Source organism: Ectothiorhodospira magna, from assembly GCF_900110965.1.
Lineage (GTDB): Bacteria > Pseudomonadota > Gammaproteobacteria > Ectothiorhodospirales > Ectothiorhodospiraceae > Ectothiorhodospira > Ectothiorhodospira magna.
The window spans coordinates 1-26658 of sequence record NZ_FOFO01000018.1; the positions used below are offsets into that span (position 1 = coordinate 1).

Here is a 26658-nt window from a genome sequence, read left to right on the forward strand (position 1 = left end):
CTGCCGCGATCACGGTGGCTTTATCGACGACCTTATGAACGGATTGAAAGACGATGTCGCGAATTTGCGCGTGGGTCTTATCCATTTGTCGGTTCTGGCGGTCGCTTAACCCAACGCCGCCAATCGAGCCAAAACACTGCCAAGTCTCGGAGCGCACCTGCCCGAGTCGTCGCGCCTGTTCGCGCAACGCCTCGACCTTGCCTTTGTTCAGGCGCTTGGCGTGCACAACCCGTGTCACCTTCATTCGGCGCTGGCCTCATCTTTGCCAAGTGCCTCGTTGAGCTTCTTGCGGTAGTTTCGCAATCCATACAACCGAGACGAAAAACAATGAACGATGGTCATCAAGTCCTGCACCAGTTCTTGCTCTGGCGAGAGCCGTTCTTGATTCAGCACCAAGATCTCGCAGCCATGCGTCTTGGCGTAATGCTCAAACCACTCAAAGCCTGTACTCATGATGTTTTCCATAAGTCAAGAGTACACTATCACGCATTTTTTGCAAGACTAGAGTCTAGTACCGTGCACCGGAAATACTCTGGATAATTTATGCCATCAGCGGTTTCCCGATATAGGTCCAGCGAAACGGCTTGGCGAGCGTCTGGTTAAAGAAGGCGATGAAGTCAAGGAGGCGTTGTTTGAGCTCCTTGGTGGAGGCGAAGCGCCCACGCCGGAGCAGTCGCCGGGTCAGGATACCGAACCAGATCTCGACCTGGTTGAGCCAAGAGCAGTGCTTGGGGGTATAGACGAAACGGATACGATGCGTGGGGTCCTGTAGAAAGGCGGCCCGGACTCCATGCTGGCGAGGATTCCCGTCTTTCCCTTGCGGCCGAGTTCGGTGTCGATGGCGCAGCGTTGAGCAACGAATTCCACCAGGCTGGCCGATTTATGGGTGTTGGGTGTTGAGTTGGTCACAGATGAAGATCCATTCGCCTTGTGGATCGGTGTCCACGGTGGTGGCGATGTGGGTCACGAAGTCAGCTTCGGTGCGGGTGTCGCCGATGGAGGGAGTGATCACGCGCCCGGTGGCGACCTCGAAATTGGCGATCAGGGCCTGGGTTCCGTGGCGTTTGTACTCGAACTCCATGGCCTCGGGATGGCCGGCCCGCATCGGGTGAGACGGGTGGATCGCCTCCAGAGCCTGGATGCCGGTTTTCTCGTCCACCGAGATGAGATGAACACCTTGTTCATGCAGCTGCGTTGCCTGATGGTACAGCGTACAGACCGTGCGAACCTCCTGACGGAAGGTGGCCTCATCGGTGATATGAGGATTGAGCCAGTAGCGGGTGCGATGGGGTTTGAGATCAGCCTGATTTTAAAAAACGGCCGATGCTGCTGGCCGAAATCGAGGTCACGATGCCGCGTGCGATGCTCTCGCGCGCCAGATCCTGGCGTGTCCAGTGGGTCAAAGGTGGCGGTGGCTTCTCACACGCCAGCGCGATGATCTGGCAAATCTGCTCGGACGTGAATTCACCCGGGCAGCCCGGCCGCGGCTGGTCGGACAAGACCCGTTCAACCTCGGCACGCAAACGCTTGGGTTGACCGGCCAAGGCGGCAAGCGCAGCGCTGGCCTGAGTCCAACGCCGCCGCCATTGACCGACAGCGTCCTCGCCCAGACCTACTGCGGCGGCGATCTGGGTGTTGGGTTCGCCATCGGCGGCGCGTAGCACGATCTGCGCCCGTTGAACCAGGCTGTGGGATGTTTCGCGACGGCGCGCCAAGCCTTCCAGCAGGGCACGTTGTTCGGCTGACAGATCAATCAAAGGGGCTGGGCGGGCGATCGTCTTCTACTCGTCTGAAAATGGATGGAAATCGGATCGATATTATCCATTATATTTTCAGCTTTGAGTACTAGGCAAGCACTGCAGACTTTTGTACAATTGTCAAAATGGATATCATTGCCGACACCAACATCTTCCTTGCGGTTGCTCTAAACGAGCCAGAAAGGGATCGAATCATCAGCCTCACGATCGACGCGTCAGCGTTGGCGCCTGAAATCTTGCCGTATGAGATCGGTAACGCGCTTTCTGCGATGGTTAAGCGCCGTCAACTTACGCGGCCAGAGGCTTTGGAGGCCGAGAAGGCGATTGGACGGATTCCCGTTCGGTTGATGTCCGTAGATATACATAGCTCGCTGCAGATTGCTCTGGAGCAAGAGATTTACGCCTATGACGCATATTTCTTGCGGTGCGCGCAGGAGCTGTCGTGTCCATTGCTGACCCTTGATCGTCGCATGAAGCAAGTGGCGACAGAACTCGGGATCAGGGTGCTGGAGTAAGCGTAATGAAGGTATTTACATACTCTGAGGCTCGGCAAAACTTGTCGAAAGTGCTAATCCTGGCTCAGCGCGAAGAGGTAGAAATCAGGAGAAAGGACGGCAGTATATTTTCGCTACGCGCGAAGCGTAGGGAGTCCAGGTCGCCGTTTGACGTACCTGGAGTCAGCGCGAGAGTCACAACCTCAAACATACTTGACGCGGTCCGGGACTCCCGCGAACGCTAACAAATACTATTGGCATGGGCAGACGAAGCGGAAGTAATCTGTCCGGTTCGAGCGGTTTACGGCCGGTGACTGCTCCCCGCCCTAAGCGCTGACGTGCCACGGGCGAGGCTTCCCACTTCTCAGGCAGCAGCCGGCGATGTGCCGGGCTTACGCAAGCCTCCATGGGCAGAGACGGACAGCCCTTCCGCCTTCAACTTTACTATGCCTTCATGCTTGATGTTCAGCGCCGCGTTGATATCCCGGTCATGTTGTGTGTGGCAGGCCGGGCATTCCCACGACCGGACGTTCAACGGCATGGCATGGCGTCCCTTTTGTGCTGGCAGACATGGCAGGTTTTGGAGCTGGCAAACCACGGGGCGATCTTGACCAGATGCTTGCCCTGCTCCTTGGTCTTGTAGTCCAGCTTGGTGATCAAGGCATACCAGGACGCATCGCCGATGTGCTTGGCGAGTCTGGCGTTTTTCATCATGTTGCCGACCTTCAGCGTCTCGACGATCACCGCTTGGTTGTCGTCAACGATCTGTCGAGAGAGCTTGTGCTGGAAGTCGTGGCGGGCATTGGCGACCCGCTCGTGGGCCTTGGCGACGAGTAACCGTGCCTTCGGGGATGATTCGGTCTTACCGCCCTCCACGCATCGGCCAGGTTCCCGACCGGATAACTGCTGCTTGGCCCAGTTCATCAATTCGAGGCAGGCAGGCCACGGCTCAGTGAGTGTTGGCCGCAAAAGCACCGAGAACGAGTGCTGGCAGGCGTGGTCAGCACTCATCGGCCATTTCGGCGCCGATGGAGAAGCTGTAAGCCTTTGATTTGATATGAAATGGCGCGCCCGACTGGATTCGAACCAGTGACCCCTGCCTTCGGAGGGCAGAAAATATTGGCACATATGGATGGGCACATATCGACGTTAATCGATTTCAGATCAGCCAAAAACCGACAAGCCATTGATATGCTTGAAACTTAAGGAAACAATTCCCGAATCCTGGCCTCACTCACGTAACGGCGGTTGTCGCCACCCTTGTGGTACGACAGGCGCCCCCGCTGCATCAGGCGATAGAGCGTCTTCACGCTACATCCCGCCTGTGCGGCAGCTTGCTGCAATGTCAGCGAGGCCGGGACACTGTCAGGGGGAGTCCCTACCTGTCCCATACCAGTGTCCTCCGCTGTCCTGGGACACCCCTGAACAATTGAGTGCCCTCTTCCTGAAAGTCCGCGTACCGTGTTGCACCGAGCATTCCATGCAGCTGGGACACTGGCCCACCGTGTCCCGGACAGACCCGGGACACGGTCATAACCTGTCCGGGACAGTCCAGGACCACTGCACGGTCATCGGGTGACAAAGGGATCAGAATGTTCATGCCAACCCGTCCCACCGACACATCCGCCGATGCAGTTGATCCGCCAGTTGCGGCATGCAACCGTTGACTGCCTCACGCTGGATACGGTGAACCTCCCGCGACACCCAGGTCCGCAACGCCTCGCTGTTGGAGGTCTCCGATCCATCTCCCAGCACCGCCACCAGATGATCTCCGGCTGGAATTCGGAAGGCGGATTCCAGGCAGGCCGCCAAGCGCTCAATCTGATGGCTATTTGGGTGTTTCTGGGGGAGCGGATCCACCCGTTTTCGCCCGGCGTGTGCACTACCGGTCATCGGACACCCCCTCAGGCAACTCAGGTGCAGACGGGCTGTATTCGCCATCAGCCGTTGCCCCCTCGGCATGGCCAAAGTTGGAACGCAGCAGCCGCTCCATGGCCGAGCCATCCTTGCGAGTCAGATTGGGCACATACCGCGAATAGACCCGAAACAGCATCTCGGTGGTGGTGTGGCCCATCTGCCTGGCGATCCATTCCGGACTCTCGCCGGCCGCCAGCCAGAGGGTTGCCGCGGTATGGCGGGTTTGATACGGGCGCCGCCGGCGCAAGCCCAGGTGCCTGAGCAACGGATGCCACACGCGGTAGGTCACGTTATTCGGGTTAAGGGGCGTGCCATCCCGGGAACAGAAAACAAAGGGATGCTTCCCGCTGACCTTGTGCTGTTCGCGCAGTGCGTTGCACACCATCTCCGACAGATCCACCGTCCGGAAGGACCCATCGTTCTTGGTGTAGACCAGTTCACCCTTCACCCAAGCGTTGCGCACCAGGATCTGACGGCGCTCGAAGTCCACGTATTGCCATTGCAGGCCATGAACCTCGCTGGTTCGCAGACCGGTGAAGAAACGCACGATGAAATACGCGCGATAGTCCGGCCGCACCGTGTCGATGATCGCCTTCACCTCTTCCAGCGTGAACGGCTCGACGTCGGTGCGGGGCACCTTGAGCGACTTGATCCCGTGATATGGCGAGGTAAACTCGTACCGGTTGGCCGCCTCATTGAGGATCATGCGCAATGGCGTCATGATGTGGTTGATGCGAGTCGCCGACAGACTCTCTTCTTTCCGGCCGGAGACTTTGGCGAGTGTCGACCGGAAACTGAGGATGTCTGCCTTCTTGATGCGGCCAACCTGCAGCTCCCCAAAGTTGGGCAGCAGGTACTTGTCCAGGGTGAGGCGTACCGTGTCGATGTGCGTCTTGCGCCACTGAATCCGCATCTCATCGAACCAGGTCTGGGCAAACTCCGAGAACAGAGGCGTTTCCAGAACTGCTCCGGTAGCGGTCTCCTCCTCCCTGAACTTCTCGGCATTCGAACTCCCTGGGAAATAACGGGCATACTCGAAGGTGCCCAAGGTGATCTCCGCCTCGATGCGCTCCAGGATCAGCCTGACCTTCTTGCGATTCGCCGGCGTGTCATCCAGGGCCGTCTGCTCCCTGCAGCGCTTCCCGCGAAAGCGGAAGTCCATGAACAGCTTCCCCGTCTGGGGACGTACCCTGACGCTACCCATTGCACACCTTCCCGTTGGCCATCGGCAGCGACATCCCGCTACTGCGTGAGTGCTTGACCATGTCCCGCTCGATGGCCTCCCAGACGTACAACGTCTTGCGGCCCCCGAAAGGCCGCACGTAATGCACACCCTCCAGCAGAACCGAGTCCTTCAGCCGCTCCCTGATGGTGCGGGGGTCATACTTGATGCGTTCGGCCAACTCGGCCGTGGTGAGGTATTCCTGTGACATCGCAGCTCTCCTATTGGTAAGATAAGCGCCTGAAGAGCAAGAAGCCCGCTCAAAGGGTCTTTTTGATCTCTTGGAGAGCAATATAGCGCCTAACAGAGCCTCCTGCAAGTTTTTTTGACCTGCAGGAGATCAATTTGTTTTTGGAGGGGTCGTGATCAAGTGCAACCTGTCCCGCCTGATGGGCGAGCGGAAGCTGAAAATCTCGGATGTAGCCCGCGATACTGGGATCAATCGAGGAACGATTACTCGGCTCTATCAAGAGACCGCCACCCGGGTGGAGCTGGAGGTGGTGGACGCGCTATGCCGGTACTTTGACTGCGAGGTGGGGGAGCTTTTCGAGTATCGGGCTTGAGAATGGGCCGGAGCTCCAAGTAGTTGGAGCGGTCAAAGAACCAAGTCAGCTACAGACGCTCCCTTCTCCCCCTCGGGGGAGAAGGGCTGGGGATGAGGGGCGGGGCAGGCACTGTGCTGGCCCTCGCCCCTCATCCTCTCCCCAGGGGAGAGGGGGTTGTGATGCATGAGCGTTGGCCCTGGGTTCCCGCCACCCCACCCAAGCCACGATGCCTCAGGGAGTAGTACCCGCACTCCCCGACGAATATCATCCCATCAGAAGCACACGGTGTACCTCGTCTCTGAAGTGGACCCCATCCACTGGACCACCACCTTTCTGGCTCTCCCATGCCCTGGAGTTTGCCAACACCGCACGCAGCAGCATTGCCCCCTTGTCTCGACACATGCGGTTCCCCGCCCTCAAGACTGCGACGCTGACGGGATCTCTTCACGGCGCCCGCGCTGGAGTTTTAAATAGCGCAATTCCAGGCCACCATTTCACCCAATATTTTCCAAGCTTTTAGCGCAAAAATACAGCGCAATTTTGTGGGGACGTCATGACCGCTCACCGCTATCCTTGTCAACAGATTGGGTGGTGTGTGCGAAGCAGCGCGCAGTCGGCGGTCGCGCGAGTAACACCGACAGGGTGGGCGGATGCAATACCTTCATCCGTGACCACTCCCCGAACGCGGGGTTAGGCGTGACAGCCCGGAGAGACGGGCCATCACTCACGAGTTGGAGGCCTTATCCATGCAGACCATTACCCGGGTTTTCCATGATGTAGCAAAATTGAAGCGCGACGACATATTCGCGGATCAGACCCTTACGCCGATAACCGCGTTGGATGATGCTCGGACACCAGCACCCGGCTGGGTTGGCCCCTCCTACCGGCCTGGCGGCATCGTCTTCATTGGGATCAATCCTGGTGGAGGTGGTGACGCTTACCGTCGAAACCCTACCGATGACCTTCTGTACGAAAAACTTCGTGCCTTCCGTGACGCTTCTCCATCATCGGTGAACCCCGCCTTCGAAGAAGCAAATAAAGCATGGATTTCAATACAGAAAACCCACTCGATCTGGCGAGTCATCAATGCAGCACTTCAAGCCGCCAGACTGGACGTGAATACAGTATCCTTCATCAACATGCTTCCATTCCGAACCAGGGAAGATAAATTACCTAATGTCTCAACGATGGAACGGGCTTGGCAGCTTGCAGCACGAAAACAGATCCAAGTATTAGAGCCGGGAGCAGTCGTTTGCCTTGGCTATAAGGCGACTCATGCCTTGGAGCGCTTCAGTCATCATGACCATATTCCACGGATTTTTTCTCTCAAACGAGCCAGGGGTGACACGCACATAACCGAAGAAGCCCGGCAAGTGCTTGCTGAATTTAGTGACTGGTGTGAGTCCCGCTATCATGGAGTCTAATATGGCAAAAGTCATCACACTACCCAGAAATGGAATACAAAAAAGAACTCAAAAACGCGGCCCAAAAAAATTACATGACACCAAAAACCCGGATGAAGAAAACTCGGAAAATAGAGACCCAATACTCGTAAAGCTCGAAGAATTAAAAGAGCGACATGGGGAGTGCTACGGACGTTGGAGAGTCAATAAGCGGGATCGAAATGACAGGGTTTTTCTTATCCAGATCGCACGAAACCTTTCGTCGATATTAGACTGGTTGCCGCGCGGCAAGCGGGGCGCCGTGCTTGAAAAAGCCAAGTCTGAAGGCTCAGCCAGAACAGGTGATGCCAACAAATATGTCACACGTGTCACAGTGAAGGATCCCGCAGGTAATCCGGAACTTTTAGTAAAACCATTAACGCCCGCAGTATCCAAATATATCGCCATAGCAAAAGCGGCGGGGGATGTCCTAAAGCATGTTCCCGGAAACACAAAAGGACCGAACGACTGCCTCAAGAGACTCTTTCGTGGTACCTATCTTGATGAACCCGGGCATGAGTCGCCCACCAAGGTACCAATCTGGGCAGATCATTTGGCGGAAATGCTGTCTGGCGTCTGCACAATGGTGGCCGAGGGACATAACGTAGGCCACCTTTTCGACAAAATGACCGAAGCAAATATTTTTGCAACAGACAATGGCAAGAGTCCTGAGTTCAAGATCAGCGATTGGCTATCGGAAACTTTCGACAAACATAGCCTGCGTTCCTATGAACCAATTGATGGCCATTTTTTGCTATTTGAAAGCACAGAAGAAGGGATGCCCTTGGCCGGATTACCTATTTTCGCCCCACGTACATTGCTTTTTACTGAAACACACGACATAGACCTAACATCATTAGAGCACGTTCACAATTCCAGTATTGGAGATTACGAGAACTCATGCCCAAAGACCATCACGGATGGCCGCCTGACTATGCGGCTCGAAACATGGCTTGGTATTGCGCCAGTAGCCAATGGCTACGACGAGCCTTGCGATATCTGGCCTGTCTTGATGCTCAAACCCTCACTGACACTGGAGCTGGAAGGATATACTTATGCGGTGGGACGACTGGGCGCTACAAATCACTCGCTCCACATCGAGGCGTCATGGAGTAATGACAGTACCAGTGCATGGAAAACCGAGGACCAAGATGTCCGCACCATCATGGATCTGGAAACACACTTCATCTACTGGTTCGAGCTCTATGGCAGGAGCCAAGTATGCCTGGGCTGGGATGACGAATTCAAATTCAGATGCGATGTAGATAGCGGTCTTTGGTGGGGTACCATGGTCAACGGAGAAAATATCGTACGTATTTTTGATAGACCAAGCCAACTTCCAACTTTTGATATACGCTTCCCCATACCAGAAACCATATCCTGGCTACATGACATTGGAGATTTCGTATGTGCTTCGGCTGCACCATTAGATACGGTCGAAACACGACTTCCTCCGGCGGAGACCATCGCGAGAGATCTATGTCTAAACTTACTGCATGATGGTCCTAATGGCCACATTACTGCGGGCCTCGAAAGCGATGCCGTCCGCATCAAAGCCATTTTTGAAGACATGGAGAACAAGGTTTGTGGAGCATTTCACCATGCGTCATCCAGGTTCTTCAAAGATTTGCGGGACTACGCAGACAGGAAGTCAGATCATTCAGAGGATTGTTGATGTATTGACGGACCCAATCTCCCCGGTGCGCTCCGATCCATTTATCCAGTGACCCAACAGATCGGGTAGCGCATCACGGACGTCGGCAAACCGGGTAGCGCACTCCCACACCACAAGCACCCTCCACCCGACGGCCAGAAGGGCATCCCGATTACGGCGATCCCGCGAGACATTGGCCGGCAATCGGATCGCCTGCTGACTTTCCACGAGAGTCCAGACCTTTAGAGCACCGTCCGCCGGGTGGGAGGGCGTGACTCAAGAAAAGAAGGCGATGGTATTAACCCGGCAATCAAACAAATTACTTTACTTCGTTTTTAATCTTTAAAAAATCATAAACTTACAACGCTCGATACAGATATGAATGGTTGCCGGGCTAATAGTCACTTCCCCTTCGACAACGCCACGGCGTGGCAGAAATATATCCTTCAGGGTTACGTATTCCCCCAGACTAAGTCGTGTACGGGCATAGGTCTCACCTGAACTCATGAAGCCATTCGACAAAAACCTTTAAAATCATAAACCTAGCCCACCTCCCGCTTCATCCAAATAGCGTTCGTTTTTAGCCAAGCGATTTATTTATGTAAACCGCTCACAGATTCAGGTTTCAGAGAAAGGCTCTGCCACCATACTACCCACCAGGACGCTATTGCCGATTCCGTAATATCTGCAGATACTGTATATTTGTACAAATCCTCGCAAGCTTGCCGAACATCACTCGGCCAGGCTCCATTTTTTCCTTTATTATCAAATCATTAGGAACAAACACCATCTCTCGATTGGGTGTCACACGCATCACTTCGAAGAGCAGGTGCTTCGGTCAGAAAATTTTCTGGACATGTGTTCTCGAGCTTGTCCAGCGGGAGTTGAGAAGATATCCTTAGTCTGTGAAAAACATTTCTCCGCCCATCTATTTAGACCACAACGCCACGACCCCCCCCCTTCCCGAGGTGGTTCGAGCGGTGACTGAGGCGCTATGCGTAGCTTACGGCAATCCCTCGAGCGGGCATCGGCAGGGGGAGGCGGCGCGCCGACTCCTTCTCGACACACGCGCGACATTGCAACACTGTCTCGACGCGCCGGAGGAGCACTTCATTTTCACGGGTAGCGGTACTGAAGCGAACAACCTTGCGATGCGCTCCCTCGCCCGTCATGCCAAAATCATTATCACTAGCAAGGTAGAGCATTCATCAATCCTAAGTAGCGCTGACCAGGTACAAACTACTGAGGGTAAATCAGTTGAGTACATCAGAGTCAACCCGAATGGCGTGGTGGATATGAGGGCAATGCGTCAGCAGCTTGCTACTCACCCGGAAGCTGCAGTCTCAATCCAGTGGATTAACAACGAAACGGGCGTGTTTCAGCCCATCGACGAAATCGTCGCTTTAGCACGAGATCACGGCTCACTCGTGCACATCGATGCAGCTCAAGCCGTAGGCAAAACAAATGTGTCCCTACGGGCTTTAAATCCAGACTTTTTAACCCTCACTGCCCACAAATTTAATGGGCCAGCCGGGGTAGGCGTACTTTATGCACGTCGACCGGACTTCATCGACCCCATCTGCGTCGGTGGCGGACAGCAAGGGGGGCGACATGCAGGCACCGAAAACATCGCCGGAATCGCTGGTCTGAAACGTGCACTCGAGCTTCGTCATGCTAGCCTGAAAGAAGTCATTGCGCACATGCGCACTCTACGTGACACCTTCGAGCAAATCGTGCTCCAAGAATGCCCTTGGGTGCGCATCAACGGAAAACATGATGAACGCGTCTGCAACACATCTAACCTGCTTTTTGACGGGATCGACGGCCAAGCTTTAGTCGGTCGACTCGACAGCAAAGGCATATATTGCTCACAAAGCTCTGCCTGCACGACTGGTAGACCAGAACCATCCCATGTATTACGAGCTATGGGCCTCAGTGAATCACAGGCCTACGCCAGCGCGCGCTTCTCCTTCGGGATCACTAATACACTTCAAGAAACGGAGTTCGCTGCTCGCAGCGTAGTCGAAGAAGCCGAGTATCTAAAGAGGATTTTTGCATGAGATTTGGCGGACACGAAACCTTCCCCATCCGCGAAGGCTGGCTACACAAGGGGCTAACCTTGATCGAGGCTGATCCAGCGGCCTTTAAGGATCCCTTCGTGGCCGACACGCTTGGGGTGGGCCGAAACATGGCTAAGTCCATTCGGCACTGGCTGATCGCGACCGGACTCGCCGGAACGCAAAGCCGCCAAAATGGCAACCAAGGTAAGGTCTTGAGCCCAACCAGGATCGGTTACCTAGTATTAGAATACGACCCTTATTTTTTACACATTGGTACATGGCTTGCGCTCCACGTCAATCTCGTAAATAACCCAGACGAAGCCCAGACGTGGAGATGGTTCTTCTCCCGATATAGTGGGCAACGCTTCGATCGAATCGCCTGCTCGGAAGCACTCAAGCGTTTCCTGAACTCCTCTGGGCAACGCGCTCCTGTGCTGCGCACTCTACAACGCGACATTGCTTGCCTTCTATCAAGCTATGCCGTTCCCTTGCCCAATGAACACACTGACCCGGAAGACGCCTCAGAGTCACCGTTCAGACGCCTAGGACTGCTCACTTATTTCCGAGACTCTCATATGTACCGCCGCAACGAGGCCGAAGTATCAGAAATTCCTGCCGAATTACTGGGATATGCGCTGCGTGTCAGTGGGGCACTCAGTGACGGCGATCTTCCGCTGCGGGAAGCGTGTTTCGTCGAGGGCGGTCTTGGTCGCTGCCTACAACTTGGGCTTGATGCGTTCATTGATGTCGTCGAAAAAGCTGAGGCCGAGCTTCCCGCTGGCACGGTGAGGGTAATCGGCTCCGCTGGAGAGCGTAAGTTACATATCTACTCCCAGCCCGCAGCTGAATGGCTGGAAGCCTATTACCACCGCAACCTCGCTCAGGTCGCCGCATAACCATGCAAGAACAAACATCCTTCCTACGCTCAGTCAACATTGTTTTTGACGCTGATGACCCTGAGCGAATCGGGCACTATCAGCCAACATCCAAAGCAATCGCCTTTCTACGCGGGGTTAGCGGGCTCACGAATGGCAATGCTTTCTTTGTCATTGCGCCCTACGGATCAGGAAAATCCATTGGCGCTGCTTACCTCTTGCACCTCGTGGAGAATCGCATCGAGGCTAGAGACACTCTGGAAGCTATCGGAGAACGTCTTTGTCGAGTTGAGCCCGAATTGGGCGACTTCGCACTTGCTCGCCCCACGCGTTGCGGCGTCCACGGGTTCGTGCTGGCACTCGAAGGTTCAGCCCCGGATGTTGGTTTGGCCCTGCGCGACGCGGCTTATGCCTCCCTCCTTCGCCTTGGAATGAAGGCACACGCTAAGCATGTCAAGAACCTGGACATTGCTGGCATCAAAGGGGCACTTGAGATCCTCAACTATCTTAAGGAAAAGAGCACACACTCCAAAGGCGATACACGCCAACTCGACCGAATCGTAATCCTTTGGGACGAGTTCGGGCGGCATGTAGAGCAGCTCATCCGAAGTGGTCAACCGCAGCGACTAGCTGAAATCCAGACACTGGCGGAGTATGCGGCCCGATCACAAAAGATACCAATAACATTTGGCCTCCTTATGCACCAGGGCCTCCTCCAATACGCAACTGGCTTGAGCCAATCCATGCTCGCCGAGTGGCGCAAGATAGAAGGGCGCTTTGAGCCAATCCAATATGTTGATGATAGCCGTGAACTCTATCGCTTAATCGCTCGCATCATCAATGCACACAAACCAGCTGAGCTGTCACTTTTACAACCTGATACACAGATCGCGGTTCACGCCCTCAAAGTCGGACTACTGACAGAACTAGAAAACGAGTTGCCTGAACTCCTCGAATCGGCTGCCCCACTGCATCCTGCCGCCTTACATATCCTGCCGCGGCTTGCAGCTCGCGCGGCCCAGCATGAACGCACGCTTTTTGGCTTCATCCTATCCTCCGATCTAAGCAAGCCGCTGACTATCGATGATCTATATGATTATTTCACTCCGGCTATGCAGAGCGATACTGGCGTCGGTGGGACCTATCGAAAGTGGCTTGAAACCGAAAGTGCGCTGTCCAAGATAGATACTCCTCTCGAGGCATCCGCCATCAAGGCCGCGAGTATTCTCGAACTAGGGCTCTCCGGGGAGCGCAATAAGGTTACTCGCGCATTGCTGGAATTTGCACTCGGGGGCGGAAATGCCTCTGCCCACGCAATTGATGAGCTCCTAAAGCGCAAGCTCCTGCTCCACCGACGTCGAACAGATCAAATATCACTCTGGCATGGCACTGATATTGACTTGCGCAGCCGTCTAGAGGAGGAACTTGCGCGCCTTGAGGGGGATTTCGATATCCTTTCACTTCTAAATAAGGAATTTCGACCATCACCCTGGCGCCCGGTTAAGTACAATGATGAATTCAGCGTTCGCCGTTTTTTTGATTGTGAATTCATCGCCACTAAGGATCTTCTGAGTAGCAAAGACAGACTTGGGAAACGCCAGACCATCGCTGACGGCCTCATACGATATGTCGTACCCGAGAGCGAATCTGATCTCAGTATCGCATATGAAGCCGCTCTGCAGTGTACAGACCCCTTATGTATTATCGTCGTACCTCAGGAGATGCTAAACATTCGAACTACCACTGCCGAGCTTATCTGTCTTAATCGGATGCAACATGACGAAGCACTGCTTTCCGAAGACCCACTGATCAGCACCGAGCTACAACAAATGCTCGACGAAACTCAGAGCCACCTACATAGCCAACTCAAACGATTGGTACAACCTAGCGCTGAGACCACATGGTTCAGTGCTGGTCAGACGCTTGATACGCGTAACCGGGCAAATCTGCTAACTGCCCTGTCGGAGATTTGCGAGCAGATCTTCCCTAACACACCAATCATCAACAATGAGATGATTGTTCGACACAAACCATCGCCGCAAATTGTTAATGCCCGACGTAAGGTTATCATGGGCATTTTGGAACAACATGGCGAGGAGCGACTTGGGATTGAAGGGGAATTTGCGGACGCCTCCATATTTAGAACTGTGCTCATAAATACCGGATTGTATCGCAAAGTAAAAACTGGCGAATATCCTTATGGATACGCCGGCCCTGAAGCATTGCGGTGCCCAAACCTCTCGTTGGTCTGGCGAGCATTCAAGGAATTACTCACGGCACCCCAGAATAGCCCGAAGGATCTCGCTGGCTTTTTCAAAATGCTTTCACTGCCGCCCTATGGCATTCGTAGCGGTATTATTCCCATACTATTCGCTGCAGCACTCAAAGCATTTCCTTCGGCGCGCGTGTTAACCGACGAAAATGGCGATTACCTCGAAGATCTTTTGCCACGTGATATTGAGGACATTTGCCAATACCCAGAGGCGTATACGCTAACAGTGCTCAAGATTGATACGGCTACAAAGCGGTATCTGCTCCAACTCGGTAAGCTCTTCGATGTCGACGCACAAGAAAGTCCCGACGTCATACGTGCGGTGTATGACGGCATCGAAGCCTGGCGCAACCAGTTACCCCCTGGTGCACTAGAGACCTCTGAGATTCCCACCGACGTTCGACAACTACAACAAGCACTAAAGCGTGGCCTTAGCCCGGAAAAACTATTTTTCCGTCGTTTACCACAATTTGCCGGAGTCCAGCCAACCGATCATGAAGAAATCATTCGCTGGACGACAATGGCCAAGCAAGCTCTAACAGAGGTCGTAAAAAAATACCGCGATAACGTACTCACCACAATCAACGACAACCTCCAATTGCTCACTCAAGCATCCTCGGCTAATGGCACGATGGAACGGTTCGACGTGTGGCGTCAATCCTTACCATCATATGTGACAGATGAAATTTCTGGTGTTGCGAAGGCTGTTCTTGTCCTACCTTTACAGAGATTCCCTAACGAGTCTGCCTTTGCTGATGCCTTGGCTGCCATCGTCGCAGAACGAACACCTCAGCGCTGGACCGACAGCGATCTAGTACGATTTAGAAATAAGTTCTCCGATCTAGTTTCTCAGATCGAGGCGCGTGCACTTGCCCTCGACATTCACCAATCGACCGAGGAAAATCGTGCCGCGGTAGTCGAACTCTATACCCACCGCATTGAATCATTAATAGATAATCTTGCTAAGATCGTAGGGCCGTCCGATGCGCGCATGCAACTTCGCCGCATTTTAGACCGATCAGAGGAGGCATAAGATGGCGACTATTGAAGAGGCTCTTAATCGCACCAACGATCCCGATATCAAACACATTGTCAGCCTGTCAGGCGGCAAGGATTCTACTGCTTTAGCTCTTTTCATGCGCGACAATTACCCTCAACTGAAGGTTGAATATGTGTTCTGCGACACTGGGGTTGAATTACCCGAGACCGAAGAGTATTTGGAGCGGCTTGAAGCAAGATTAGGGACCAAAGTCACACGACTAGACGCATTCGCGAAACTCAAGGCTGTAAAAAAAGGTAAGCGTAACGCGTTCGACATGTGGCTGCAGGTCTATGGCGGTTATCTTCCTAGCCCACGTTCACGATGGTGTACCCGCGTGTTGAAGATTGAACCCTTCGAGCGTTATGTTGGCGCGAATACAGCTTTCAGCTACATTGGTATCCGCTATGATGAAAACCGGGAGGGCTATCAGCAACAATCCAAGAAGCCGCCTGCCTTGTCAGACAAGCCAAACATCTTGCCGGTCTATCCATTCAAAGAACATAGAATGGGACTGCGCGACATTGAACGTCTACTAGAAGAATCTGGCCTTGGCCTTCCGAAATACTATGAGTGGCGTTCCAGATCTGGCTGTTACTTTTGCTTCTACCAACAAAAGGGTGAATGGCAGGCGCTGAAGCGACACCATCCAGACCTCTTCGAACGTGCAAAACAATACGAACGTCCCATTAACGGCAAGCAATTCACTTGGGTTGAAGGTCGAAGCCTTGAAGAACTTGAAAAGGACCCGCGGAAATATGACGTCAAAGCCCCGGAAGACGTAGACGGCTGTGCAGTTTGCCATCTTTAATTTGTCAACTATGACGTGGGGCTAGTCCGCTGCGAGTTTATTCGCTATTTTGCAGCGTGCTGCATTAGGACAAAAGAGACAAAACCTATCATCTCTGTAGGTTTAAGAAAAGGAAAAATTCTAATCTGACGAATCATCGATTGGTCACGTTGTGGCGCCCATCAGTGAGATACTGACATGTTAGGTAAACGTATAGGACTTAGTACTTACCTGCATATTGAATCTGTGCCATCGCTCGAGGAACCCCTGCGTAGTATCTGGGAATACGCAATAGAAGCAGCTTCTAGCGCATTCGAATTAACCCCTGGCAAATCATTTAACGTGGTGCGTTTAGAGTCTAGGCGAGCGGGGGTTTCGGCTGAGGCTTCAGTGTCGAATAAGGAATGCCGCAATACCTTCAAGGAGGTCGCTTTGCTAAACTACCCTGACTTCTTTGATGAACCTTTTCCGGCATTAGCTGATAGCTGGCGTTATGTGCCAGAAAGCTCGGAATCTTCCTACCGTAGCTATCGCCATTCACTTAACCCACCTATCCTTCATCGCAAAGAATTACTTTTAGCTCCCGATCACCCCAGCTATGAGATCTACAAGGAGTTAAGCACAGCTGCTGAGTTGATAGGGCTCTTTGACAACTCCACTCGAATCGGCTATCAGCGACAATGGCTTGCGTTGGTGCGAGAATCTGGATACCGGATAAGTGGTCATTCTCTTGTACCGCTCACCCCCGAGGAGCGTGACCGCACCATCGAGAGTGCTGACAATTGGTGCGCCGCCCGTCAGCGTACAGCCCTGGTGCGCTATGACTTTTCAGCTCCTATTCGGAGCCTCGAGCGTCACGGTTTCCTGGATGGCAATTACCGGCTCTTCGATTATGGATGTGGACGAGGGGATGATGTTCGGGGCCTGAGGGATAATGGCATCGAAGCCTACGGCTGGGACCCTTTTTACGCCCCTGAAACAGTCCGGCTGCCGGCTGATCTAGTCAACCTTGGCTTTGTCATCAATGTCATCGAGGACTTCGACGAGCGCCTGGAAGCCTTACTGGGTGCTTGGTCATTAGCGCAGCGTCTTCTCGTTGTCGCGGTGATGCTTTCAAACGAAAACGATGCAAGAGGTTCTCAGTTTCGCGATGGAGTCAAAACTCAGCGGGACACATTCCAGAAATATTTCACTCAGAGAGAAATTAAGGACTATCTAGATCGCGCTCTAGATGAAGAAGCAATGCCAGTTGCACCAGGTGTGCTTTATGTCTTCCGCGACAAGGACCTGGAGCAACGATTCTTGCTCGAACGCTACAGAAGTCGTAGGAGACACTTATGCACACTAACTAGCGCGCGACCACTTAATCGGACTGAGCGCAATGGGCTACGGAACCGGGGGGCCGAACTTCGCTCGGCCGAGCGTTATATGGCCTATCGGGAACCGCTCGATAGACTTTGGGCGCAGTGGTTGAGCCTCGGCCGCACACCGATGAAGGAAGAAGTCATTGATCATGACGCTCTACTTCAAGGATTCGGGTCCTTTAAAGGAGCCTTGCGCTGCATTGAAATTCAACGCCGTTCCGAGATCGGTGACGAAGCGTTTGAGGCCACTTTAACAGCATCGAAGAATAGGCGGCTTGCAGACCTTGAAGCGTATTTTGCCCTTCTTCAGTTCGACCGTCGCCAGCCTTATCGAAACCTAGACCCGAGTCTACGTTGTGACATTCGCTTTTTCTTTGGTAGTTACCGCAAGGCTCAGGATGCAGGTCTACAGCGCCTATCACAGCTCGCGGACGTAGATGAAATTGCCCGAGCATGCCAAGAAGCGGCAGAGAATGGTCTCGGGCATTTAATTTGGGAGCACGGGCAGCGCCGTTCATTGCAAGTGCATAGCTCTCTTGTGGAGCGTCTGCCAGTCCTTTTGCGGATTTATATCGGAGCGGCCTCACAGATATACGGTGACTGGCGCAACGCTGACCTGGTCAAGATACATATTTGCTCTGGCAAACTTTCCCTTATGAGCTTTGACGACTTTGAGGGCAAGCCACTTCCTCGCATGCTTGAACGCGTCAAAATTAAGTTACGCCAGCTAGATTTTGACTACTTTCGTTACGGTGATGAGTATGAGCCACCATACTTGTACTGGAAGTCCCGGTATCTCAACGAGGAGCACCCTAACTATCCAGTACAGTGCGCTTTTGATAAAACGCTCGCAGAACTTGATCTACTAGACCTGTCCGGATTCGGTCCGCCCCCAGCAGTACTACATGACACCTTAAGACGTCACCGATGGGAGATCGATGGTTTTCAGCTACGTCGTTCCCTCACCCAACCACGCCTTGATGACGCGTGTGGAAGATTTCTCAGATTTCGTGACTTCATTGAATGCGGTGAAACCTGGCAGAAGTTATCAGCGGAGGCCGGTTTCGACAACCAACCTAGGCGGATAGAAAGCTGGAACGCGCTAAATGATCTAGCCGAACACGTCCTTGATCCGATCATCGAGTGGTTTGGCATGATCCATCTTACTTACGCCTTTTCATCACCACAGCTCACCAAACATATCCCAGCTCGCGTAGATGCTAAGCGTGATCAACACGCCGCGTGCGAACAAAACCGCCGGGGCAAGCTCATCTGTGAAAGAGGGGGTGCTGCCGTCGACTTTATCATCAGCGATGAAGATATGCGTGACGTAGCCCACTGGGTCGCGACGAATACACCTTTCGATCGCCTCTACTTCTACGATGCTGACAAGCCGATCCACGTTAGCTATGGTCCTGAGCACAATCGTCAGGTTGTATGGATGCGCATGGGGCCCGCAGAAACGCGAGTCCCCAGGGTGGTCGCTATCAGCAGTTTGGCAACTTTAGTTACTAAGTAGCACCCGACACTTACCAATGGAGCCATTTGGCCCCGTGTAAAACCCACACCGTACGATATAAGCGCGTCGAATGTCCGCAACATCCGACGCGAGGCATATTTGAGTACTTTACAGTAGCACGCGAAGTTCTACATCGTAGGTATGCCTAGGTTCACTTCGCAGCTCGCTTTTCAATTTCATCTAATAAATTCCACAATGGCTTCTGATCTACATCGTCAAGAATCTGTATAAGATATGGAATACCAGCATTCGCCATACCTAACGCGAAATCCATGACCTTTCTTGGGCTTGCCAACCCGTCTAAATCACGGGTCATAGCGAGATAGACTGCTTGAATGTATGTCACCCTATACGGATCTGTAGATAGAATTGCTGCGGATACAACATTGTAGGTATCCTTTTCCTCGGAGGGGGAAAGTCTACCCTGCACCGCCAGGACAAAAGCACAAAACCAAAAATCTACTTGGCGCTCGAATGGCGAAATCTCCCTAGACTTACCACCTCCACCACTTAGGCAAAAACGTCTAACCTGCCCATCGAACTTTTTTGGCATTTCGATGTTGTACGATGAAAATGGATTCTCTGACATCAGGCTATCTCCACACTTCTACGCTGACAAATGCGACAATACATGTGATGATCACATTCACACCTTACAATAGTCGTGGCCTTTACCTCTGGCTTATACAGAAGCATCTTCGGATAATGTGCGGGGTTAGTTAAGGTATATACCATGCCAGCATACTTATCGATAATCCCCTCTACACCCATGATCTCGTCGTGCGTAAGGAATAATATAATCTGGTTTCCTTCCCTAATAGCATTGAGAAGAACAGATTGCTTAACATATCCTGCCATCATCCCTAGAGGAGTATCGATAATATTTGGCGCCTCAACCTCGCTCACTTTGGTCAACGCAAGAATGAAGGCCAACGTGATAGCACGCCGCGATGCTCCATTAAGATCTTGATCGGGATTGAGTATATGACCATTTGGCCCATAAACCATAATATCAAATTCTTCGGTTAGCTCCGCATGCCGGATCATCGAGAACTCTGACTTCTCCGAGTCCGACCCTATCATCGACAAAAAGATACGATTCATCTCCTTGCTAACTTTACCCAACTCCTCTTTACGCAAGCTTTCTTTTATTTCAACAAAAACTTTTTTTACTATATTCGAAACATCCCAGTTAGAAGCGGACGTGTTCGTTTTACCTAACTTCCTTCCTACCTTTTGACGGTCCTCTTCAAGCTCGGTTAGTCGCACCTTTGCTTCGCCTATCTGGTTAATCCTTGTAGCCTCCGTGCCGCGATATCTCTGCTGTTCTTCGCGAAGCTTGTCGCGCTGCTCGCGGAGCTTGATAAGTTGACTATCTTGAACTTGCTTAATGTTTTCTTCTATAACTTCAAGCTCTTCCTCTTGTTCTTGAAGACTCTTAAGAAGACTCATCAGACGTTGTGACTCTGTACTATATTTTTCTAACCAAGCCTCTCTCGCCATACCAGGCTGACTACTCCTGATTCTATAAAATAGACTAGACGCCGCCTCCTGAATAAGGTCAGATTCGCGACTCGCCTCAATTGCGGCAGCGATCTTGCGCCTCTTCTCATCGCCCGCCGGAGAGCCTGAACGTAAATCGGATCCGCAAAAGCAGTAATCACGATCTAGGAGCTCTTCTAGTATTGGGACGTTCACCTTTGGCAGCTGCTTGGCTTGGTTAAGGTCATTAAGTATTTCCTTGGCACCTTCGATTTCTTTCTGAAGAAGCGCCATTGCCATCTCATGACATGACGCTACTCGGCTAATTTCTTTATAAGCAGACTCAAGGGAATTCAGATTCCTTTTTATCGCCCCCTGAAGCTTCTGCTTCTCTTGAACGAGCTTATCTTTATCGCCTAACGTTAGGGCCTCATCGATTTCTGAATCTTTTATCTTTAACCCTTTATTTATATCTGCTAGAACAACTCTACATTCATCAAGCTCTTTACTCCAGGCATCGATATCCTCTCCTAGCCCCAGGATCCGATCATCAATTTTCTCTAACTCCTTAGCGTAATCCTTATTGTCGATTTGCTGTGCAAACTCCGTCGACACCGCTGATAAGTGAGAAATAGTTTTATCAATAATATTTAGACCTAGAAGCGCTTCAATCGCATTGGCGACTCGCTTGCGTTTAACCCCTTGCGAAGCTGCGGCCTCTATAAATGACATGGCGCTGTCGCCGTCAGTAAAGTAGACGTCCTTTAGAGATTCCGGTAATGCGCTGTGTATGGTAGCGTGCACGTCATTGTCGTTGACTTTCTCAGTGCCATTGGGCGTAACTTTCCAAAGCGTACGAACCTCACCGTTCCTAACTATAGTGTTCTCCTTAGGTGCGCCCTCACTGCAAACCCGTACTAGACGATAGGTAGCTTTCTTATACTGATGATTCCCTTTACCAAAGGTCGCCACATGTGCTAGCTCGAACTCAATCTCCACCGAGACCTGTACGCTTTTGCCATCGGACCCATCCTCGTCTGAAGGAAATAATGAATAAGCACCTTTTTGGGGTAACGCCTTTGAACCATAAAGGCACCAAATCAGAGCGTTCTGGGTGGTCGTTTTACCAGTTTCGTTAGCAGCCCTAATGACCGTCAGCCGCTTTTCTTTGTCGGTTGAGAAATCGAGATCTAGCTTCTTAAGCAGCCTAAAATTTCTTATTTTTGCGGAAATAAGTTTCATGAATCACTCCTGGCGCTCACTTCTAGCGCTCGCCGCATAATCTCATCTTTAATGTCGGCTCGCACTTTTCTACTTGATCGCTCATCAATACTTGACTCGATCAAATAAACCTTCTGACATAAATCCCTAAGCGCCGACGTGTTGTACTCGTCAAATCCGCCTCCATTTACGACATCTTCTATCATTGAATTTATCTTTTTATGCGAGATACTCATGAGCTTTCCCTCAATAAATCCATTATCTTTTCTGTCGCCCAATAACCGCCATTGGCCTCCATGTAGTTCTTACTGTTCCTAGAAAAAAACTCTACTCTGTTATATTCCCCTTCAAGCAGCGACTTGAGATCCTCATCAACTTTTCCACTAACTTGAGGCAAAATCACGAAGTCAAATATTTCCGCAAATGTCTTTCCAGTTGCCGGCGATAAACGAAGCACCCTCCCTAACCTCTGTATCCATTGTCGCCGAACGGTGTTACTAGCGAGCAAGTAGGCCTTTTCGATTTGAGGAACGTTAAACCCTTCATCCAAGACGCGCTTTGAAGTCAGAACCTGTAGTTCATCTTTGGAAAATGAATCTACTATACCTTTTAGCAAATTAGTACTAGAGGTTTCATCTGCTGTAACTTGGTGAAACCTAATGCCTAACTTATTCAAACGACAGTTGACTACTTCAAGTTGCTCTGGCTTCTTATCGGTGCAAAAGATTAGCGTTTTCGTTATTGCGTCGACATCATGAGGTAGCACTTCAAATAGCTTATTAATCTTAGACTGGGCACTTTCAATAAGAGCCCTTCTTTTGATGCAGAGCTGCTCCCACCTTTCCTTAGCGCTTGAATCTCCATCAAGGTTGGCTGCGAAGGATAGTCTCTTTATTTTTTCGGTTAATTCCTGAAACTCATCCTCCTCCTCCGCCGTAAGGTAAGTGAAATACACTTTATATTTGTATGGAACTAGACAATTACCTATAGCATCACCTAAACCGTACTCATACACGACATCGCCGAATTCCCTTTTGATAAATACGGTGCCTTCCTCATCGTACTGACGTTCATGGGTAGCGGAGAGCCCTAGCTTGAAATTAAAGATAACTGGGAAATTAACCTTGGACTTTTCGCTACCTACATTATGCACTTCGTCTGCTATAAGGAGCGACGAGACCCCCCTCCTCACGGAACCGTCTATTTCAAAGTAGCCACTAAATAGAGCGTTATAGGTAACAATCACTACTTGGACTTTAGCCACACCCAACCTTAAAGCTCGATACCCTTGCTTTATACTGGCCGATATATATTGTCGACTTTTACCAGCAGTATTTACTGGCTCGACTCCGAACTCCTTAATGTCTTTCTCCCACTGATGCATAAGGGCTTTCGTGGGAACGGCAACAACAATCATGAGATGATTTTCGCGGTCAAGTAAATTGGCTGCCGCGATTAACGCGGAGATGGTTTTACCTCCTCCTGTTGCGATCGAGACTATACCTTGGCCGGCATTTTTCAACCAGCAATCAACTGCTTCACCCTGATGTTTAAATGGCCCTTCCCGGTAAACCAGATAATCAGGGATTTTTAGGCTCATCACGTTATACTTCTCTGGACACTGAGGCGCCACGTGTTGATGATATAGGTTTTGAAAATCTTCTATGGGCGACTTGTAGTCACGCGCCAACTTTTCCAATGTTTCCATGGTTGACTTATTAACAGGTATAGTTTTAACGCCAGCTAACTCGGACCGCCATAGACAGTTAAACTTACCCTTCAATTGCTCGTAAATTTCTTCTGATTCATCGCTCAACCACGACCGACTCAGCACTAGTTGCTCAAAGTTTTCTCCGAGGCCACCGTGAGTTGCGTTGCTAGAGCCATGAATAACGACACCACCGTATGGCGTAGTGAAGAACCATGCTTTCGCATGAAATATACCGCTCTCTTTAAGTGCCAGCCTAAGCTCTATTCTACCCTGCGATACGAGTGAACTTAAGGCCGCAAGGGTATAGTTACGAAGTGATGACTCTTCGTAAACTAACCCGGGAAATAGAATTTCAAAGTAATCCTCATCGTCTTCCAGTGCGCGCTGAATAGCCAGAAGGTCATTTTGGCTTAGCTGAGGACTTATAATAAAGCGCATTACATTGGCATTACACCTGAGATAGCAAGAAATTGTTGCTGCTAGCTCCGACAAAACCCCGCTTGTGAAGTAACCTACCATGCAATCTAGTACGTGACTTTCTTTCGCAATAGGCCAAAAGATGACCCTATCGCTATCGATCTCAGATGGAAAGAAGACAGATGGCAGCGCATTAAGTTGGTTTATGCTCACCTTCGCTTACTCGCATTTTATTAATTTAGCAGCACAAACGGAGTCGTCACCATGAAGACCCACGCTCAGGCTAGTAAAACAATGGGAAATCTATTATTGATAGAGAACAAGAAAGAGCTTGCCCGATAATCTTGAGGTGCCACAGAGGCGCTCGGAATAGCATTTCCACTAATCGCGTTGATTTCCAGCGCAAGCCCACAACCCTGGGCATGCGAGAACAGCGGTCGGGATCTGCCAATGTTGGTGGAGCACTTTTTCTGTCTTAACGCATCCCGAGTTACTGTTGGGCCTTGCCGGCAGCCATAACGCATGGGCGACACCGACCATGGCCATGCACTGGAGTAATTAGATTGATTATTTGGAACTAATGACTCGAGAACGAATATTACATTCACCTCTATATTTGGACTTGATTCACATAAAGGGATCGGCGGCAATGTTCGGAGAGAGCGAATCGATAGGCGCTGGGGTCCAGAGCAGCGGCCGGCAAAGCCGAGGATAGTTGCTCGAGATGGAGTGTTGACTCGCAATTCAGACTGAGCCCCCCCTGAGCCCGTCCAAGGATACTGAAGGTTTGTATCCGCTATAGGCGGCATTAAGACCAAAAGCTGTGGAGCAGTTCGAATTCCCTTCCAACGTGGCATAACCTATGGCGCCCCCCTTAGAGCTACTGTCGGTTCCTAGTCACATCCGGCGCATCGGCACCACACGGTATACGCGCAAGGTGGTATCTCGCAATAGCAGAAAACTTCTTCCAGCACCCACAGCCGACGGCTTTGCCGAGATGCGCTCGACCAGCATTCTAGAGAGCGCCAAGCGCGAAGGCCATGCTCTCAGATGGGGCGGGACTCCGTTTCTTGGGTCGTGATCCTTGGGATTGGCCCAGACGCGGGCAGCACTCACCCAAACCCCAAAAAATCCGGGCCCATCTCGGCCACGGGCACACCCAGGGCACACGCCCAAAAGGGGGAATTCTGGAAAAAGGAGGCCTTGACTCGCTGAGTGTTGGCCGCAAACAGGCCAAAAACGAGTGCTGGCAGGCGTGGTCAGCACTCATCGGCCATTTCGGCGCCGATGGAGAAGCTGTAAGCCTTTGATTTGATAGGAAATGGCGCGCCCGACTGGATTCGAACCAGTGACCCCTGCCTTCGGAGGGCAGTACTCTATCCAGCTGAGCTACGGGCGCTTGATTGGCTAGATTAGCACATTTTATTTTTTCCGGCACAAAAAACGCTGTTCTGTGCCTGGAAACAGCACCGGCTAAAGCACCGACGAGCCGGCAGCTGCCCACCGGTACAAGATAACGCCGGCAGCCACAATAAGGGCGCAGAGGATAGCCTAAACCAAGGCAGATGCCAAGATCGAAGCGAGGAATATGCACAGCACCAAACAGTGCATAAGATCCAATGCAGACTTGTCCCCAGACAGAACTGACACGTCAAATCGCAAAATAAAAATTCTTTTAAATCAAAACCTTAAAAAGGTGGTTATTTTTTGATCAATCTAGCACAACCCTAATTCCCACGCGGCTTTGCGGCGGTTTTTAACAAGTTATCCACAGACTTATCCACAGGTTTTGTGGATAGAAAGCATTTTTCTACACAGGCTGGGGGGTTAGCGCAATCGGCAGGATGGGAGTGAGCGATACCGTCGGGGCGCCGCCAGCGGCAAAACCCATCGAAGCGACTCAGGGGCGGCTCGATGCCGCGCCTGAGCGCCGCAGGAATCTCCGACCTTCAGGCCAGGGAGAATGCAAAAAGCTGGCTTCTTTATGGGTTGAGCAGCGACAGGGCCTGGGCATGCAGCTCCGGGGTGGCTGCCGCCAGTACGCTGGTGGTATCCAGGGTCAGAGGGTTACCCTGAAGATCGGTGAAGATTCCACCTGCTTCACGCACGATCACCGCCAGTGCCGCAATATCCAGGATATTGACGTCCGATTCCACCACCAGATCAATGCGCCCGGAGGCCAGCAGGTGGTAGTGATAAAAATCTCCGTAACCCCGGGTTCGGTTCACCCGCTGGACAATCTGGGCCAGGCCCTGCCAGCCAGGACCGCTGGCCAGGGTTTTGACATTGCCGATGGACAAGGTGGCTGCTTCCAGGGTGCAGATATCGCTCACCCGGATGGCTTCCCCCGCGAGGAAAGCACCGCCGCCGGTTTCTGCATAGGCCATCTCCTCGAACTCGGGCGCATTGGATACTCCGATCACCAGTTCACCGTCACGGCGCAGGGCAATCTGGGTGGAGAAGAAGGGATAGCGACGCACGAAGCTCTTGGTGCCGTCGATGGGGTCGATAAGCCACAGACAATCCGAATCCATGCGCTCCTGCCCGGTTTCCTCTCCATAGATGCCATGGTCGGGAAAGGCGGCGGTGATGATGGACTTGATGGCCTGTTCCGATTCCAGATCGGCCACCGTCACCGGCGTCTGGTCCGGCTTGATCTCCACCGCCACCTCCTGGCGATAGTAGCGCTGGATCACCTCCTGGGCACTCAGGGCGGCGGCGATGGCGGTCTTCAGGCATGGGGTCATAATCTCTCCGCAAGGAAACCCGCGATTTCAATCACGGGAGGAATTGCGGCTACGGTCTTGCAGCCACAGGAAAAGGTGTGGGCCTTCCACCCACAGGGCCGCAAGGCTCTGCCCCGTAAAGGGCATCAGT

The 26658-nt window shown here is 52.1% G+C and carries 22 protein-coding genes, 2 tRNA genes and 2 pseudogenes; 9 read left to right on the forward strand and 17 right to left on the reverse strand.

What is annotated here, in order from left to right; all coding sequences use genetic code 11:
* The 5 genes and pseudogenes from BMX62_RS13125 to BMX62_RS08360 form a co-directional block, all read right to left on the reverse strand.
* Positions 1 to 244 (reverse strand): annotated as a pseudogene (locus BMX62_RS13125) (zinc ribbon domain-containing protein); the annotation flags it as partial.
* Positions 241 to 420, reverse strand: a pseudogene (locus BMX62_RS08350) (IS607 family transposase); the annotation flags it as partial. The pseudogenes BMX62_RS13125 and BMX62_RS08350, both read right to left, overlap by 4 nt.
* Positions 421 to 541: 121 nt before the next feature.
* Positions 542 to 880 (reverse strand): transposase, encoded by a 339-nt coding sequence (locus BMX62_RS13315; protein WP_338011474.1) that lies wholly within the window; start codon positions 878 to 880, stop codon positions 542 to 544.
* Entirely contained in the window at positions 881 to 1159 is a 279-nt protein-coding gene (locus tag BMX62_RS13320; RefSeq protein WP_338011473.1) for a hypothetical protein, read from the reverse strand.
* Between the two features lie 139 nt (positions 1160 to 1298).
* Positions 1299 to 1757 carry a helix-turn-helix domain-containing protein gene (locus BMX62_RS08360; protein ID WP_238375919.1) on the reverse strand — a complete coding sequence of 153 codons (459 nt, stop codon included), beginning with the start codon at positions 1755 to 1757 and terminating at the stop codon, positions 1299 to 1301.
* 125 nt (positions 1758 to 1882) lie between these two features.
* Here BMX62_RS08360 and BMX62_RS08365 point away from each other — a divergent pair, with 125 nt between their 5' ends.
* Positions 1883 to 2272, forward strand: a complete 390-nt coding sequence (locus BMX62_RS08365; protein ID WP_090207285.1) for a type II toxin-antitoxin system VapC family toxin — start codon at positions 1883 to 1885, stop codon at positions 2270 to 2272.
* A 343-nt stretch (positions 2273 to 2615) separates the two neighbouring features.
* On the opposite strand, the gene BMX62_RS13265 is transcribed toward BMX62_RS08365, so the two are convergent.
* From BMX62_RS13265 to BMX62_RS08400, 7 genes are all read right to left on the reverse strand, one after another.
* The gene (locus tag BMX62_RS13265; protein ID WP_274377165.1) at positions 2616 to 2792 is read right to left on the reverse strand and encodes a zinc ribbon domain-containing protein; all 177 of its coding nucleotides are present in this window, start codon (positions 2790 to 2792) and stop codon (positions 2616 to 2618) included.
* Complete coding sequence (locus BMX62_RS08375) at positions 2783 to 3175, reverse strand: RNA-guided endonuclease InsQ/TnpB family protein (protein ID WP_274377166.1); 393 nt, start codon at positions 3173 to 3175, stop codon at positions 2783 to 2785. The genes BMX62_RS13265 and BMX62_RS08375 overlap by 10 nt, the downstream gene beginning before the upstream one ends.
* Before the next feature lie 139 nt (positions 3176 to 3314).
* A tRNA-Ser gene (locus BMX62_RS08380) sits at positions 3315 to 3391 on the reverse strand.
* Positions 3392 to 3453: 62 nt separating this feature from the next.
* Complete coding sequence (locus BMX62_RS13270) at positions 3454 to 3642, reverse strand: helix-turn-helix domain-containing protein (protein WP_090207292.1); 189 nt, start codon at positions 3640 to 3642, stop codon at positions 3454 to 3456.
* Between the two features lie 205 nt (positions 3643 to 3847).
* On the reverse strand, positions 3848 to 4111 hold the full coding sequence (locus tag BMX62_RS08390) for a hypothetical protein (protein ID WP_090207476.1): 264 nt from the start codon (positions 4109 to 4111) through the stop codon (positions 3848 to 3850).
* A gap of 22 nt (positions 4112 to 4133) precedes the next feature.
* Positions 4134 to 5372 carry a tyrosine-type recombinase/integrase gene (locus BMX62_RS08395; protein ID WP_090207295.1) on the reverse strand — a complete coding sequence of 413 codons (1239 nt, stop codon included), beginning with the start codon at positions 5370 to 5372 and terminating at the stop codon, positions 4134 to 4136.
* The gene (locus BMX62_RS08400; protein WP_090207298.1) at positions 5365 to 5601 is read right to left on the reverse strand and encodes a hypothetical protein; all 237 of its coding nucleotides are present in this window, start codon (positions 5599 to 5601) and stop codon (positions 5365 to 5367) included. The genes BMX62_RS08395 and BMX62_RS08400 overlap by 8 nt, the downstream gene beginning before the upstream one ends.
* Before the next feature lie 151 nt (positions 5602 to 5752).
* Between BMX62_RS08400 and BMX62_RS08405 the strand changes: the two genes are divergently transcribed.
* The 8 genes from BMX62_RS08405 (at position 5753) to BMX62_RS08445 (ending at position 18950) form a co-directional block, all read left to right on the forward strand.
* Entirely contained in the window at positions 5753 to 5953 is a 201-nt protein-coding gene (locus tag BMX62_RS08405) for a helix-turn-helix domain-containing protein (protein ID WP_090207301.1), read from the forward strand.
* Positions 5954 to 6681: 728 nt separating this feature from the next.
* Positions 6682 to 7359, forward strand: coding sequence for a uracil-DNA glycosylase family protein (locus BMX62_RS08410; protein ID WP_143339711.1), 678 nt, complete (start codon positions 6682 to 6684; stop codon positions 7357 to 7359).
* Between the two features lies 1 nt (position 7360).
* Positions 7361 to 9052 carry a hypothetical protein gene (locus BMX62_RS08415; RefSeq protein ID WP_143339713.1) on the forward strand — a complete coding sequence of 564 codons (1692 nt, stop codon included), beginning with the start codon at positions 7361 to 7363 and terminating at the stop codon, positions 9050 to 9052.
* A gap of 884 nt (positions 9053 to 9936) precedes the next feature.
* Positions 9937 to 11091, forward strand: coding sequence for a cysteine desulfurase family protein (locus tag BMX62_RS08425; protein ID WP_090207309.1), 1155 nt, complete (start codon positions 9937 to 9939; stop codon positions 11089 to 11091).
* Positions 11088 to 11987, forward strand: a complete 900-nt coding sequence (locus BMX62_RS08430; protein WP_090207312.1) for a DUF4007 family protein — start codon at positions 11088 to 11090, stop codon at positions 11985 to 11987. Before BMX62_RS08425 ends, BMX62_RS08430 begins: the two co-directional genes overlap by 4 nt.
* Positions 11988 to 11989: 2 nt before the next feature.
* Positions 11990 to 15271 (forward strand): hypothetical protein, encoded by a 3282-nt coding sequence (locus BMX62_RS08435; protein WP_090207315.1) that lies wholly within the window; start codon positions 11990 to 11992, stop codon positions 15269 to 15271.
* Position 15272: 1 nt separating this feature from the next.
* Entirely contained in the window at positions 15273 to 16088 is an 816-nt protein-coding gene (locus BMX62_RS08440; protein ID WP_090207319.1) for a phosphoadenosine phosphosulfate reductase family protein, read from the forward strand.
* A gap of 369 nt (positions 16089 to 16457) precedes the next feature.
* Positions 16458 to 18950, forward strand: a complete 2493-nt coding sequence (locus tag BMX62_RS08445; protein WP_238375920.1) for a DNA phosphorothioation-associated putative methyltransferase — start codon at positions 16458 to 16460, stop codon at positions 18948 to 18950.
* Between the two features lie 151 nt (positions 18951 to 19101).
* On the opposite strand, the gene BMX62_RS08450 is transcribed toward BMX62_RS08445, so the two are convergent.
* The 5 genes from BMX62_RS08450 to BMX62_RS08470 form a co-directional block, all read right to left on the reverse strand.
* Positions 19102 to 19539: a hypothetical protein gene (locus BMX62_RS08450; protein WP_090207325.1), complete on the reverse strand. Its 438-nt coding sequence runs from the start codon at positions 19537 to 19539 to the stop codon at positions 19102 to 19104.
* Positions 19539 to 21674, reverse strand: a complete 2136-nt coding sequence (locus BMX62_RS08455) for an AAA family ATPase (protein WP_090207327.1) — start codon at positions 21672 to 21674, stop codon at positions 19539 to 19541. The genes BMX62_RS08450 and BMX62_RS08455 overlap by 1 nt, the downstream gene beginning before the upstream one ends.
* Before the next feature lie 211 nt (positions 21675 to 21885).
* Positions 21886 to 23994, reverse strand: a complete 2109-nt coding sequence (locus tag BMX62_RS08460; RefSeq protein ID WP_143339715.1) for a DEAD/DEAH box helicase — start codon at positions 23992 to 23994, stop codon at positions 21886 to 21888.
* A 1109-nt stretch (positions 23995 to 25103) separates the two neighbouring features.
* Positions 25104 to 25180 (reverse strand) — tRNA-Arg (locus tag BMX62_RS08465).
* A gap of 583 nt (positions 25181 to 25763) precedes the next feature.
* On the reverse strand, positions 25764 to 26528 hold the full coding sequence (locus tag BMX62_RS08470) for an inositol monophosphatase family protein (RefSeq protein ID WP_090207337.1): 765 nt from the start codon (positions 26526 to 26528) through the stop codon (positions 25764 to 25766).
* Positions 26529 to 26658 lie beyond the last annotated feature (130 nt).